The organism is Terriglobus tenax (assembly GCF_025685395.1).
Lineage (GTDB): Bacteria > Acidobacteriota > Terriglobia > Terriglobales > Acidobacteriaceae > Terriglobus > Terriglobus tenax.
On sequence record NZ_JAGSYA010000003.1, the window covers coordinates 376,517 to 389,345 of the forward strand.

Below are 12,829 nucleotides of genomic sequence, written 5' to 3' on the forward strand. Positions count from 1 at the left end.
CCCCGAGTTGACCCCTTGCTGTAGCCCGGCCACAACCGACCTAGATGTTAGATCCTTGCCGCGGCATTCTTGTTTTTCCATTGCCTTGGTGAAGCGGTTGCGACCGTTGCAGCAAGAATGCGTTTGTGCGAAGGACGAGGAAAGCGCAGTTCCGAGGACGAGATAAAACATGGCACGACTCACCCAAAACGGACCAACACAAACCGCGCAAGACGGCCAGAAGAAGGAAGTAGCTTTTTCCCACTTCGGTGTCATGCAGACGGGCAAGCAAGGCCGTGGTTCGGTCTTCACCGCTGTGGTCATCAATGTCACCATTCTCGTGATTGCGGCCATTTTGAGCGCCGCCGCGAAGAAAGTCTCTGAACGCCATAAGCTCACCATGCTGACGGCGCCCATTCCCGTGAAGCCGCTTGAGCCCAAGCCAGAGCCGCCCAAGCCGAAGATCCTCCCCAAGCCCCCGGTCATCCCACCGGAGCCCCCCAAGATCAAGATTCCTGAGACCAAGCTGCCGGATGTTCCCAAGCCGCCTGAGATCAAGATGGAAACCCCAAAGCCCGTCGTTCTGCAGCCGGCTCCTCCAAAGCTGGTTCAGCCGCCGCCGGCTCCCGTCAAAGTCAACCTGGGCCATGCTCAGGCCGCCAGTGTCGTCAATAACTCGCCAACCCCCTCGGCCGTAAGCCTTGGAAAGACAGATAATCCCATCGCTCCCATGCAGGGCCCGGCAACCAGCCCGGTCAACCTGGGGCAGCGTGGCATGCAGGGCATGCCTCCGGGCAGCGGCATGGGCCCGGCCTCAACCAAGGTCAACCTCGGCTCCGGTTCACCGAATGGCAAGCTCGGCGGCACGGACAATGCTTCCCGTCCGGTCCAGGGTGTAAAGCTCGGTGTCGCGGGCGGCACCGGTCCTCTGAACTCCACAGGACGCGTTGCCGGTCCTGTGAATCTTGGTCAGACAACGCCTCCACCTATGCCGAAGCCAATGGGCCCGGCGCAGGTGTCGGCAACCACGCCACCCAAGGTGCTGTTCAAGCCCAAGCCGGAGTACACGGAAGAAGCTCGTAAGCTGCACCTGGAAGGCACCGTCTACGTAAAGGTCCGGGTTGCTGCCTCCGGCGCTGTGCAGGTGCTCGGCGTCAGCAGTGGTCTAGGGCATGGTCTTGATGAGGCGGCGGTACGCGTCGTCCAGGGAATGAAGTTCTCCCCTGCCATGTCCAACGGTCAGCCGGTAGAATGGTCGGGCGTGGTCAACGTGGGCTTCCAGATGTTGTAAGGTTTTCAGCGCTTCGCTGTCGATTTGAAGTAATTTGAACGTCATCTACTGAAAGAAAAGCGGCTTCCCCCCGCCTAGGAGTCAGAACCGTATGATTCTTCGTAAATCCTGCATGGCAGGCCTGGCCCTCGCCTCGATCGTCGCCATTTCGACGCCTGCACACGCAATTAAGCTCCTGCCTGGCAAGAAAAAGCAGACGGACGATACCGGCTACACCAAGCCCACCCCAGCCCAGAACCAGCTGATTGATCGCGCTATCGCGCGTGAGGCCGAGGTGATCAAGGTGCTCAAGGAGCGCTCTCCGCTGACTGAGGTCTACATCCAGACCATGAAGCCGGATCCGGAGCTTCTGCAGGTCCCGGAGTCGGACCAGCACTTCCTGGGCCGCATCTCGTTCAGCAAGGTCATTGGTGACACCAGCTACCAGGCCTCCAAGAGCTCCGGCAGCGGCGGCAAGTTCGGCTTCTTCAAGAACTCGCTCGGCTACCTCACCGGCCTGGGCAAGGCTCTGAACCTGGAGTTCAATGAAGCTGGCTTCATGCAGATGCTGCTCGTCGATTCCAAGGACTTCGACCGCGAGCACTACAACTTCTTCTTCGTCCGCAACGACTTCCTGGGTTCGGTTCCGACGACGATCTTCGACGTCCAGCCCGCCAAGGGTGGCTATGGCCGCTTCTTCGGCCGCATCTGGATTGAGCGTCGCGGTGGAAACATCGTTCGCTTCAACGGCAGCTTCAATGGCAGCCAGGCGACCCACAGCGAGTACTACCACTTCGATAGCTGGCGCACCAACGTGCAGCCCGACATCTGGCTTCCGAACTCCTTCTACGTCGAGGAGAGCAATCCGAAGGTTCCGGGCAACATCGTCAAATTCAAGGCCACCGGTCACGTCTGGGGCTACGCCCTGAAGGTGCCCGAAAAGGAAGTCGAGAACACCTCGGTTGAGGTGCAGGGTGCCACCGACGTCTCCAACGAGGCGCAGGACGTCAGCCCCCTCGGCGCGCAGCGTGAGTGGGTGCAGCAGGCCGAGGACAACGTTATCGACCGTCTGACCAAGGCCGGTCTGCTGGCCGCTCCCAGCGAGTTCGATAAGACCCTTGAGGCGCTGGCCAACAACATCCTGGCCTATAACCAGATTCCGCTCTCGCGTCCCATCCGCGTCCGCACGCTGCTCACGGAGCCGCTCGAGTCGCTGGCCATCGGTAACACCGTTCTGCTGAGCAAGAGCCTGATCGACACCACCGCCGTGGTGACCGCCGATGGCGCACAGCAGGCCGGCAACCTGAACGCCATTCTGGCCTTCGGTGTGGCGCACGTTATCCTGGGCCACCGCCTGGATACCAAGTACGCCTTCAGCGACCGCCTGCTCTTTCCGGATACCTCGGCCTTCACCCATATCCCGATGCACCACACGGATAAGGACAACGAGGAAGCCGCCAAGAAGACCGTGGAACTGCTGAATGCCAAGGAACTGCAGGAAGCTTCAGGCTACTTCGGCCTGTACCTCCAGCAGTTGGCCGAGCGCGTCAAGGCTCTGCCTGACCTGAACAAGCCGATGATCGGCGATGGTCTGACCAAGAGCGAAAAGGACACCACCTTCTGGCTGGCTGCCATACAGGCCAAGGGACAGAAGCTGGACGTCAAAGACCTGAAGCAGATGGCAGCCATGCCGCTGGGCAGCTTCCTCAAGTTCGACCCCTGGACTGACCAGGTCATCACTCTGCACGCAGCCCAGGAGCCTATCCTGAATCCGCGCGACAAGATGCCCTTCGAGATCACGCCGGTTTACATGCGGCTCAGCTACTACACCGCCCCTGCGGCTCCTGCTGCAGGAGGCGCTACGGCGGCTCCGCAGCAGGCAGCACCTCCTGCGGCACAGGACGCAGCTCCGGCTGCTGCTCCTCCGGCCGCAGGAACCGCAACCCCTCCCCAAAACTAGTCCATGCTTCACCGTAAGACGGGGCCGCCAAGGCCCCGTCTTATTTTGTGTGAGAAAAGTTTGGTGTTGTATGGCCCCATAAATGCATGTATACGGGTCAGGGAAGGGTTGTGTTAAGTGCTTCGTAAGTCATTCATTTTCTTTGTCTCTCTGGCAGCCGCGCTGCCTGTCGCGCGCGCTCAGTCCGTTTACACCGCAAGCAGGAAGTTCGACCTTCAGGCGGGTGGCGGTTATTCCATCGCAAAATCTGACTATGCGCCCGAGAAATACCGTGGGTTCAACCTCTACTTCGATCTGGATTTCCGTCCTCACTGGGGCATTGAAGGCGTCTTCCACCAGGTCAACCAGCCGAGCCCGGGCAAGATGTATGAGCGCACCTACGAGATAGGTCCGCGCTACACCCGCCAGTACAAGGACGGCCTCTTCCGTCCCTATGTCAAAGCCATGTATGGCCGTGGCGTCTACAACTATCCCAACGACGTCGCCAACCTGGCCTACAACCTGTTTGCCGGCGGCGGTGGCCTTGACGTCCGGGTCCATCCGCGCATCAACGTCCGTGTCTTCGACTACGAGTACCAGCGGTGGCTCAGCTTCCCGCCGAACGGCCTCTCGCCCCAGGTGGTTTCCTTCGGCGTGGCCTACCACTTCGGCTCTGACAGCCGTTTCCCGAAGCACTAAGCAAGAATCCCAGGGTTTGGGCCCTGGGACTCTTGCTCAAGACAACCTGGTATTCTCACCAGGCAGAAAAGCCCCGGCGATGGCCGGGGCTTTTCTGTTGCTGCGGAAGCTGTTTTAGAAGTGGTATGCGAAGCCGACCGCCGGTGTGGAGATGACGGTGTAGCGACGGGTCGCGACGGCATCCAGGCCAAAGTTCGGTGCCTTCAGAACGAAGGCGCGATATTCCAGGCGCAGATCCCAGCTCGGGCTCAGCTCATAGGCCACGCCGCCGCCAAACAGGGCGCCGATGTTGGTGTTCTGCTTCGTGTCCAGGCTGGTGGTGCCGAAGTCGCGGATCGGGCTCATAATGTAGCCGCCTACGCCAACTTCAACAAAGGGGTTGTAGTTCTTGTAATTGCGCGAATACACATACGCGCCGGTAATCTCCTGCTGACGGACGTGCACAGCGGGCCGCGTGAAGCTGGTGCGGTAGTAATCCGTGTACTGCGAGAAGGAGTAGTTCAGCTCCAGGCCGCTGCGCGGGGTTACCAGGTAACGATAGCTGAGCAAACCGCCCATCGTCATGCTGGCATTCAACTGGGAGCCGTTTCCGTTGACCTGGGGCTGCCAGACGCCGATAGCACTCACGCTAATGTCCTGCCGGCTCTCCTGCGCCATCATTGCACTGCCGGCACTCAGCAGCAGTGCACCCAACAACATCCTCTTCATCATGCTTCGGTCAATCCCTTCAAAATCGCGCGGAACTCCACCGCCAGAGTCTGGCCGGCAAAAAGACTGGAGCAATCCACTGCAAACAATTGTACCTGTCCAGATGCCGTCCCCGGTTGGACGATTCTGCACCATCTGCGGTGAGGTATCCTTCGGCAGAAATCTGCCTGCCCCATCCTGGAGACCGCAACCGATGCTCGAACATATGTTTCACCTGCCCCAGACCGTCACTCTGCTCGAGAAAATTCTGCGCCCGGTCATTGTTTATCTGTGTCTTATCGTCTTTCTCCGGCTGTTTGGAAAGCGGGAACTGGCCCAGCTCAACCCCTTTGACCTGGTCGTTCTTCTCTCCCTCTCCAACACCGTGCAGAATGCCATCATCGGCGACGACAACTCGGTCTCCGGCGGCGTCATCGGCGCATTTGCCCTGCTGGCCATCAACTGGTTCATCAGTGTCCTGCTCTTCCGCTCTCCCAAGCTGGACCACGCCCTCCAGGGAGAAGCAACCATCCTCATCCGCCACGGCGAAATCGACCGCAAGGCGATGGAGAAGGAACACCTCACCGACCAGGACCTGCTCACGGTCATGCACAAAGAAGGCTTTGCCTCTCTGGAGTCCGTCGACCTCTGTAGCCTGCAACCCAACGGGACCTTTTACGTCGAGGGCAGAAAGCCCTCCTTCGCAGAACAGACCGCCAGCGATCTGAAGCTCAGCATCGAGTCGCTGCGGAAGGAGATTGCCGCCCTGCGTGCGCAGCTGGAGCAGTCCTAAGACGCGCTCCCGCCGCGCTCCGCGAAAACTGTCCATTCCTCAGGACAGCCGCCGGAACTCTTATCCCTGCGCTTTGTCGATTTTTGCAACAGCTTTCTGGTACCGCTCCGGAGGCTCCGCAAGCCGCGCATCGCGTAAAGCCGCGCGATATCCGCCTGTATAAATGGAGTACATCACGGCCAGCGCGCAGCCTATGCCGAACATAAAGCCGAACAAGAAACCAAAGATCGCGCCCCAGTGGAATTCCATGCGCTGAGTGTACCTGTGGCCAGTCGTTGTTTTGAGAAAGTACAATCGTCGTCTCATTAGGAGCCGCATGTCGACTGTGTCTGAAACAAGCTTTAGTTCACTGTTACGTGAGAACCGGGTCTTCCAGCCTCTGGCGGAGTTTTCTGAGAAGGCCCACATTAAATCGCGCGAACAATACGACGCGATGTACCGCCGCTCAATCGATCAGCCTGAAGAGTTCTGGGCAGACGCCGCACGCGAGCTCGACTGGTTCGAGCCCTGGGACAAGGTCCTGGAATGGAACCTTCCGTGGGCCAAATGGTTTGTCGGCGGCAAGCTGAACCTCTGCTACAACGCTGTCGACCGCCATGCGCTGGGCAGCCGCGCGCAAAAGCCGGCCATCATCTGGGAAGGCGAGCCGGGCGAGGTCCGCACCCTCACCTACACCGATCTTTTGTCCGAAGTGCAGCGCGCCGCCAACATGCTCAAGCACATCGGAGTCCGGAAGGGCGACCGCGTCGCCATCTACATGGGTATGTGCCCGGAGCTGGCCATCGCCCTCCTCGCCTGCGCCCGCATCGGCGCCGTCCACAATGTCATCTTCGGTGGCTTCGCGGCGCACGCTCTGGTCGACCGTATCAACAACTCCGAGTGTTCCGCCGTCATCACGCAGGACGGCAGCTACCGCCGCGGCGCGGAGGTCAAGCTGAAGCCCACCGTGGACGAGGCGCTGAAGCAGTGCCCCTCCGTCAAGTCCGTCCTCGTCTATCGCCGTACCGGCAGCGAGCAGACCATGGTCGATGGCCGCGACTTCTGGTGGCATGAACTGGTCGAGAAGGTCTCGCCCAACTGCCCGGCTGAGCCCATGGACTCCGAAGACCCTCTCTTCATCCTCTACACCTCCGGTACCACCGGCACGCCCAAGGGCCTGGTCCACACCACCGGCGGATACGCTGTGGGGACCTACCTCACCAGCAAGTACGTCTTCGACCTGCAGGAGCACGATGTTTACTTCTGCACGGCCGACATTGGCTGGATCACCGGTCACAGCTACGTGGTCTATGGCCCGCTGCAGAACGGCACTTCCGTCCTGATGTACGAGGGCGCGCCGAACCACCCGCAGCCCGACCGCTTCTGGGAGATCATTGACCGGCACAAGGCCACTATCTTCTACACAGCGCCCACCGCCATCCGCGCCTTCATCAAGTGGGGCGATGAGTGGGTCAAGAAGCATTCCCTGGCCTCACTTCGTCTGCTCGGCACCGTTGGCGAACCCATCAATCCCGAGGCATGGATGTGGTTCCACCGCGAGGTCGGCCATGAGCGCTGCCCCATCGCCGATACCTGGTGGCAGACCGAGACCGGCGCGCATATGATCACGCCCATCCCCGGCGCCATTGCCGCCAAACCCGGTTCGGCGACCGTGCCGTTCTTCGGCATTGACGCGGCCATTGTCACCAAGGAAGGCGAGCCGGTGCCTCCGGGCCACGGCGGCCTGCTGGTTATCCGCAAGCCCTGGCCCTCGATGGCGCGCACCATCTACGGCAACCCGGATCGCTACGTCGCCGGTTACTGGTCTGAAATTCCCGGGGCCTACTTCACCGGCGACGGCGCACGGCGCGACGAGGACGGCTACTTCTGGCTGATGGGCCGCGTTGACGATGTCATCAACGTCAGCGGACACCGCCTTGGCACCGCCGAGATCGAGTCCGCCCTGGTCGCCCACACCGCTGTTGCGGAGGCTGCGGTCGTCGGCCGTCCGGACGACCTGAAGGGGCAGGCTATCGCAGCCTTCGTCACGCTGGAAGAGCACGTCACCCCCACCGAAGATCTGAAGCAGGAGCTTCGCAAGTGGGTGGCCAAGGAGATCGGCGCGCTGGCGCGTCCCGATGACTTGCGCTTCACGCAGACCCTGCCCAAGACCCGTTCCGGCAAAATCATGCGCCGCCTTCTGCGCGAGCTGGCGACCACCGGCGACGTCAAGGGCGACACCACCACCCTCGAAGACTTCGGTGTCATAGCCAAGCTGCGCGAGAACGACGAATAATTCCTGATGGCGGGCAGACACTCTCTGCCCGCCTGCATCCTAGCTTGCAATTCTTTTTCCCGGCGCCTCATGCATCCTGCGTGATGCGCCGATGGTCAGAGTAAGCAAGGAGATCAGGGATGCGTCTGGCAGCGATAGCCTCGGTTTGTCTCACACTCGTGTGCGCCGCCACCATGATGCGCGCCGCGGAACGTGACTCCGAGAACAGCGGCGACCTGGATGTTTCCCCGGCAACTGTTCTTCATCTCCCGGCCCTCTTTCAGGCGCCTACCCTCCACGTTCTACAAGCAGACTTTGCGTACACGGCTCCTTCTGCCCCCTCAGCCGGTCGGTTTGAGCAGTGGACCAGCCGCCTCAGAATGCGCAGCTACCTGCCGCTGTCGCCGTACAACGCTCTTTCTGTCTCTCATCCGGCTTTCGGTCAGATGGGCGAATTGCCCTTGTATGCCGGGGGCATGTTGCGCCGGTTGCCGCAGGCACCGGAAAACTCCTCCATGCAGATACGCAGCATCGCCCGCTCGCTGTATGGGCGCATCAACCTCGATGCAGGTCTGCGCGCCCTCGACCGTGCCCATGGCCTGGTAGCCACTGCTGGCTTCAGCACGCGCTTTGGCCGCTTTTCCGTGGAGCGCGGCGAAAGCCAGGGCTACGGCTCCATCACCTCCATGCGTCCGGTCACCATTGCGCGCTTTGAACTGAATCTGCGCTGAATCTGCCAGGCCAACACGGTTTCTCTTGCCTTTCCGAATGCGTAGGATGCATAAGGTGAGTAGGCAATGAAAAGCACCCTGGTACGGGACGAACAGTTACGGCTCCGCGCGCTTGAGCAATATGAGATTCTCGACACGCCGGCTGACTCCGCGCTGGACGACATTGCACGCCTGGCCGCACAGATCTGCAATGCACCGGCGGTCGCCATTGGCTTTCTGGACTCTGACCGCATCTGGTTCAAGTCGCATCCCTTGTGGCAGACCTCCGAGTTCGCTCGCACTGCCTTTCCCGGCGACGAAACCCTGCAGGACGTCAACCTCTACGAGATTCCGGACCTGTCGCGCAACAAGCGCTTTGGCGCGGACGGAATCGAGATCGACGGCAGTACCTACCGCTTCTACGCCGGAGCTCCGCTCATCACGCCGGAGGGCGCGCGCATCGGCCTGCTTTGCATTCTGGACACGGTGCCACGCACGCTGAACGAGCAACAGGTTCTGGCGATGGAGGTGCTCTCCCGGCAGATCGTCACCCGTCTGGAGCTGACCACGCGCATGCGCACCATGGACCGCGTGGCACGCACCCGCCAGCGCGTCGAGACGGCGCTCACCGTTGAGCGCAACTTCGTCTCAGCCGTACTGGATACGGTCGGTGCCCTGGTTGTGGTGCTCGACACCGCGGGGCGCGTCGTGCGCTTCAATCGTGCCTGCGAGGTCATCTCCGGCTACCAGGTCTCTGACCTGATGGGCCAGCCGCTCTGGCAGAAGCTGATTCCCGAGGAAGATGTCGAAGACTCCATCGCGACCTTTGAGAGCATCGCGCAGGGCAACTTCCCGGCCACCTTTGAAAACTTCTGGCGGACGCGCGAAGGCAGCCTGCGCCACATTGCATGGACGGCCACCGGCCTGCTGGATGAGCAGAACGAAGTTGCCTTCATCATCGCCACCGGTATTGACGTCACGCTGCAGCGCGAGGCCGAAGCCACCTTGCGGGAGAGTGAAGCTCGCTATCGCCAGTTGATTGAAGGCTCCCTCGGCATGGTCTTCACCCACGCGGAAGACGGCACGCTGATCAGTGTCAATAGCTACGGCGCAGCCAGCCTGGGTTACAGCATTGAAGAGATGGTCGGCCGCCCGCTGGGCGACTTCGTTCCCGAAGACGAAGCCGACTCCCTCGGTCTTTATCTGCGCGAGATTGGCAGCAGCGGCGAGGCCAAGGGCGAGCTTCGCCTGTGCCATCGCAACGGCGACACGCACGTGCTCGCGTATCGCAACCGCCTCGTCCGGCTCGATGCCCGCACCGCCTACGTGCTCGGCTTCGGCATCGACATCACCGAGAAGGTGCGTGCTGAAGAGCGCCTGCGCGTCCTGCGCCGCCAGAGCGATTCCATCCTGGCCAGCGTCGGCGACGGCATCCTCGGTATAGACCTCTCCGGCTCCATCACCGTAGCGAACCCGGCAGGCGCGCAGATTCTCGGCTACAAGCCGCAGGACCTGCTCGGCCTGAACCTGCATGACACCATCCACCACACACGCGCCGATGGCTCACCGAACCCGCACGAAGGTTCAAAGATCCAGGAAGCCGTGCACCTCTCCGAGCCGGTGCGCGTCAGCGACGAGATCTTCTGGCGCAAGGACGGCACCAGCGTCCCGGTGGATTACGTTGCGACCCCTCTGCTCGACGACGGGGAAGCGGTCGGTGTCGTCGTAGCCTTTGCGGACACAACCGCCAGACGCGAGCTGGATCGCATGAAAGATGAGTTCGTCTCCACCGTCTCGCATGAGCTGCGTACGCCGCTCACCTCGCTGCGCGCGGCCCTCGGCATGGTGGCCAGCGGAGTCCTGCAGACGCGGCCGGATAAAGCGCGGCAGATGCTCGACATCGCTGTTGGTAACACCGACCGGCTCATCAACCTGGTCAACGACATTCTGGAGTTGGAGCGTATCGGCAGCGGCAAGGCCGAGCTGCACCAGGCCAACGTCTCCATCGGCGAGCTATGTCATCGCGCGGCAGAACTGCAGCAGACCTCCGCCGCCAAGGCGGGCATTCGCTTCCGCTTCCAGATCGAGAATGTCCATGCCTGGGCCGACCCGGACCGCGTGCTGCAACTGCTCACCAACCTGATCTCCAACGCCATCAAGTTCTCTCCAGAGGGAAGTGAGATCCTGCTGGCCGCCCACAATGAGCCGGATGGCGAGGTCTGCATCCAGGTGCAGGACCAGGGCCGCGGCATTCCGGAGGACAAGCTGGAGTTGATCTTTGAACGCTTCCAGCAGGTGGATGCCTCCGACTCCCGCGCCAAGGGCGGCACCGGCCTCGGTCTCGCCATCTGCCGGTCCATCGTCCAGCAGCACGGCGGTGACATCTGGGTGGAAAGCGCCCTGGGCCGGGGCTCGACCTTCTTCTTCACCCTGCCCAGCCGCCCCAGCAGCAACCTGCGCTAATTTTTTGCTTTGTCATCTCGCGGCGCAGCGGAGATACCTGCTTCTCGCAACGAACAACTCTGAACTCACAACTACTTCGCTCCCGGCTTCGGCAGCGCGCAGCATTCGCCGGCCAGCGGAGCGTCGTTTGCGCTGGCGTCCATGGCTACCTTCCACTCTCCGTTCACTTTTTTCCAGAGCGTGATGTAGCGGCCCTCCACCACGACGGGCTGTCCGTTCTTGTCCTTGGAATGGCCTTCGTAGTGGCCCCAGGTGAAGCCGCTGTCGCCGCTGGGCAGCATCTGCGCTCCCTGTGGCTGCCAGCTCAACTGGTACTCCTTCGGGTCCCACGTGGCCTGTTCGCTGATGGCCAGCTTGCCCATGGTGGCCGCGCGGCCGTTATTCAATACCACGGCGTCGTCGGCAAACCAGCTGGCAAAGGCCTTACCGCCGCCCTTTTCCACGGCCAGGTTGAACCGGCCTTCCAGCTCCATCAGGAAGACAACGCCCGGCGACAGGGTCGGCACTGACAACGGACTGCCCGCGGGCTTCGGCTGGTTGCTTTGTCCGAATCCAAGCTGGGCCGTAGCCGTCTGTGTCGCCACGGCAAACACCGCAGCCGCAAGCCAAAGGAACGATCGACGCATCTTCTCTAAAACCTCTCTTCGACACAGATGATATGCTCCGCACGATGGCTCTTCCAAAAATGCAACGGGCACTCGCCGTGGGCGGGATAACCCTTTTTGCCCTGGCGGCTGCCGCCAGCTTCTCCACCGTCTCGCCTGCCCTTTTAACGCTGGAAGAAGCCTTCCGTCTGCTCGGCCTCGGCATCTTCGCTGTCTTCGCCTGGAAGCAGCGCTCGCTTACGCCATGGATCTTCTTCGCCATGCTGGCCGGCGGGGAACTCGGCCACGACGCGCCGGCCTTTGCAACCAATTTCAAGTTCCTCTCCGACATCTTTTTACGGCTCATCAAGACCATCGTCGCGCCGCTCATCATGGCCTCGCTCATCAACGGCATCGCCGGTCACGGAGACCTGCGGCAGGTGGGCCGCATGGGCGTCAAGGCGCTCATCTACTTTGAGGTGGTCACCACCTTCGCCCTGGCCATTGGCATGGTGGCCATCAACATCAGCAAGGCGGGCGTTGGCCTTGTGCTCCCGGCAGCCAGCGGAACCCTCCCTCCGGCCGTTCCCATGCACTGGCAGGACTTCATCGTCCATATCTTCCCGGAGAACATTGCCAAGTCCATCGCCGAGGGCCAGATCCTGCAGGTCGCCGTCTTCGCCACTATCTTCGGCATCGGTCTCGCCCTGCTGCCGGAAGCCAAGCGCACCCCGCTGGTTCGCATCACAGAGTCCTTTGCCGAGGCCATGTTCAAGTTCACGGGCCTCGTCATGTACCTGGCTCCCCTGGCTGTGGGAGCCGCCATGGCTTACACCGTCGCGCACGCCGGAGCCAGCGTCCTGCTGCCGCTCGGCAAGCTGCTACTGACGCTTTATGCGTCGATCGTCATCTTCGTGCTGATCATTCTGGTGCCCATCGCCCTGTGGGCCAGGGTGCCGCTGCGCCGCTTCGCGGAGTTCGTCGCGGAACCGGCGACCATTGCCTTCGCCACCGCCACGTCGGAAGCCGCATTGCCCACTGCCATGGAAAACATGGAGAGTTTCGGCATCCCCCGCCGCGTCGTCTCCTTCGTCATTCCTACCGGCTATAGCTTCAACCTCGACGGATCCGCGCTTTATTTGTCCATGGCCTCTCTGTTTGTCGCGCAGTCGGCCAACATCCACATGGGCTGGGGAGAGCAGGCTATGATGCTGGCCATGCTGGTGCTCACCAGCAAGGGAGTCGCCGGCGTGCCGCGCGCCGTCCTGGTCGTCCTGATGGCCACCGCTACCACCTTCAACCTGCCCATGGAGCCGATGCTCGTCCTTTTGGGGGTAGACGCCGTCATGGATATGGGGCGTACTGCTTTAAACGTGGTTGGCAACTGCCTGGCCTGTGTCGTCATCGCACGCTGGGAAGGCGAGCTACCGGCGTATACTGAGGAGTAACCC

Annotated in this window: 11 protein-coding genes; 8 read left to right on the forward strand and 3 right to left on the reverse strand. The window is 61.5% G+C overall.

What is annotated here, in order from left to right; all coding sequences use genetic code 11:
* Positions 1 to 169 precede the first annotated feature (169 nt).
* The 3 genes from OHL13_RS01645 to OHL13_RS01655 all read left to right on the forward strand — a co-directional run bounded on the left by OHL13_RS01645 (position 170) and on the right by OHL13_RS01655 (position 3,887).
* Entirely contained in the window at positions 170 to 1,270 is a 1,101-nt protein-coding gene (locus OHL13_RS01645; RefSeq protein ID WP_263408370.1) for an energy transducer TonB, read from the forward strand.
* Positions 1,271 to 1,361: 91 nt separating this feature from the next.
* On the forward strand, positions 1,362 to 3,209 hold the full coding sequence (locus OHL13_RS01650; protein WP_263408371.1) for a hypothetical protein: 1,848 nt from the start codon (positions 1,362 to 1,364) through the stop codon (positions 3,207 to 3,209).
* 117 nt (positions 3,210 to 3,326) lie between these two features.
* The gene (locus OHL13_RS01655; protein ID WP_263408372.1) at positions 3,327 to 3,887 is read left to right on the forward strand and encodes a porin family protein; all 561 of its coding nucleotides are present in this window, start codon (positions 3,327 to 3,329) and stop codon (positions 3,885 to 3,887) included.
* Between the two features lie 114 nt (positions 3,888 to 4,001).
* Here the strand turns inward: OHL13_RS01655 and OHL13_RS01660 are convergent, their stop codons facing one another.
* Positions 4,002 to 4,598: an outer membrane protein gene (locus OHL13_RS01660; RefSeq protein WP_263408373.1), complete on the reverse strand. Its 597-nt coding sequence runs from the start codon at positions 4,596 to 4,598 to the stop codon at positions 4,002 to 4,004.
* Positions 4,599 to 4,788: 190 nt separating this feature from the next.
* Between OHL13_RS01660 and OHL13_RS01665 the strand changes: the two genes are divergently transcribed.
* Positions 4,789 to 5,367, forward strand: a complete 579-nt coding sequence (locus OHL13_RS01665; RefSeq protein ID WP_263408374.1) for a DUF421 domain-containing protein — start codon at positions 4,789 to 4,791, stop codon at positions 5,365 to 5,367.
* Positions 5,368 to 5,427: 60 nt separating this feature from the next.
* Here the strand turns inward: OHL13_RS01665 and OHL13_RS01670 are convergent, their stop codons facing one another.
* Positions 5,428 to 5,616, reverse strand: coding sequence for a hypothetical protein (locus OHL13_RS01670; RefSeq protein ID WP_263408375.1), 189 nt, complete (start codon positions 5,614 to 5,616; stop codon positions 5,428 to 5,430).
* A gap of 67 nt (positions 5,617 to 5,683) precedes the next feature.
* Between OHL13_RS01670 and acs the strand changes: the two genes are divergently transcribed.
* The 3 genes from acs to OHL13_RS01685 all read left to right on the forward strand — a co-directional run bounded on the left by acs (position 5,684) and on the right by OHL13_RS01685 (position 10,794).
* Positions 5,684 to 7,642 (forward strand): acetate--CoA ligase, encoded by a 1,959-nt coding sequence (gene acs, locus OHL13_RS01675; RefSeq protein WP_263408376.1) that lies wholly within the window; start codon positions 5,684 to 5,686, stop codon positions 7,640 to 7,642.
* A gap of 119 nt (positions 7,643 to 7,761) precedes the next feature.
* Complete coding sequence (locus OHL13_RS01680; protein WP_263408377.1) at positions 7,762 to 8,352, forward strand: hypothetical protein; 591 nt, start codon at positions 7,762 to 7,764, stop codon at positions 8,350 to 8,352.
* 66 nt (positions 8,353 to 8,418) lie between these two features.
* Positions 8,419 to 10,794 (forward strand): PAS domain S-box protein, encoded by a 2,376-nt coding sequence (locus tag OHL13_RS01685; RefSeq protein WP_263408378.1) that lies wholly within the window; start codon positions 8,419 to 8,421, stop codon positions 10,792 to 10,794.
* A gap of 71 nt (positions 10,795 to 10,865) precedes the next feature.
* Here OHL13_RS01685 and OHL13_RS01690 read toward each other — a convergent pair whose 3' ends face one another.
* The gene (locus OHL13_RS01690) at positions 10,866 to 11,420 is read right to left on the reverse strand and encodes a YybH family protein (RefSeq protein ID WP_263408379.1); all 555 of its coding nucleotides are present in this window, start codon (positions 11,418 to 11,420) and stop codon (positions 10,866 to 10,868) included.
* 44 nt (positions 11,421 to 11,464) lie between these two features.
* On the opposite strand from OHL13_RS01690, the gene OHL13_RS01695 reads away from it, so the two are divergent.
* Positions 11,465 to 12,826, forward strand: a complete 1,362-nt coding sequence (locus tag OHL13_RS01695; RefSeq protein WP_263408380.1) for a dicarboxylate/amino acid:cation symporter — start codon at positions 11,465 to 11,467, stop codon at positions 12,824 to 12,826.
* The last annotated feature ends 3 nt before the right edge of the window (positions 12,827 to 12,829 follow it).

Bases quoted from the DNA above. Each gene is read 5' to 3' on its own strand.
- OHL13_RS01645 (WP_263408370.1), top strand. From the start codon at position 170: ATGGCACGACTCACCCAAAACGGACCAACACAAACCGCGCAAGACGGC.
- OHL13_RS01650 (WP_263408371.1), top strand. From the start codon at position 1,362: ATGATTCTTCGTAAATCCTGCATGGCAGGCCTGGCCCTCGCCTCGATC.
- OHL13_RS01660 (WP_263408373.1), bottom strand. From the start codon at position 4,598: ATGATGAAGAGGATGTTGTTGGGTGCACTGCTGCTGAGTGCCGGCAGT.
- OHL13_RS01665 (WP_263408374.1), top strand. From the start codon at position 4,789: ATGCTCGAACATATGTTTCACCTGCCCCAGACCGTCACTCTGCTCGAG.
- OHL13_RS01670 (WP_263408375.1), bottom strand. From the start codon at position 5,616: ATGGAATTCCACTGGGGCGCGATCTTTGGTTTCTTGTTCGGCTTTATG.
- acs (WP_263408376.1), top strand. From the start codon at position 5,684: ATGTCGACTGTGTCTGAAACAAGCTTTAGTTCACTGTTACGTGAGAAC.
- OHL13_RS01680 (WP_263408377.1), top strand. From the start codon at position 7,762: ATGCGTCTGGCAGCGATAGCCTCGGTTTGTCTCACACTCGTGTGCGCC.
- OHL13_RS01685 (WP_263408378.1), top strand. From the start codon at position 8,419: ATGAAAAGCACCCTGGTACGGGACGAACAGTTACGGCTCCGCGCGCTT.
- OHL13_RS01690 (WP_263408379.1), bottom strand. From the start codon at position 11,420: ATGCGTCGATCGTTCCTTTGGCTTGCGGCTGCGGTGTTTGCCGTGGCG.
- OHL13_RS01695 (WP_263408380.1), top strand. From the start codon at position 11,465: ATGGCTCTTCCAAAAATGCAACGGGCACTCGCCGTGGGCGGGATAACC.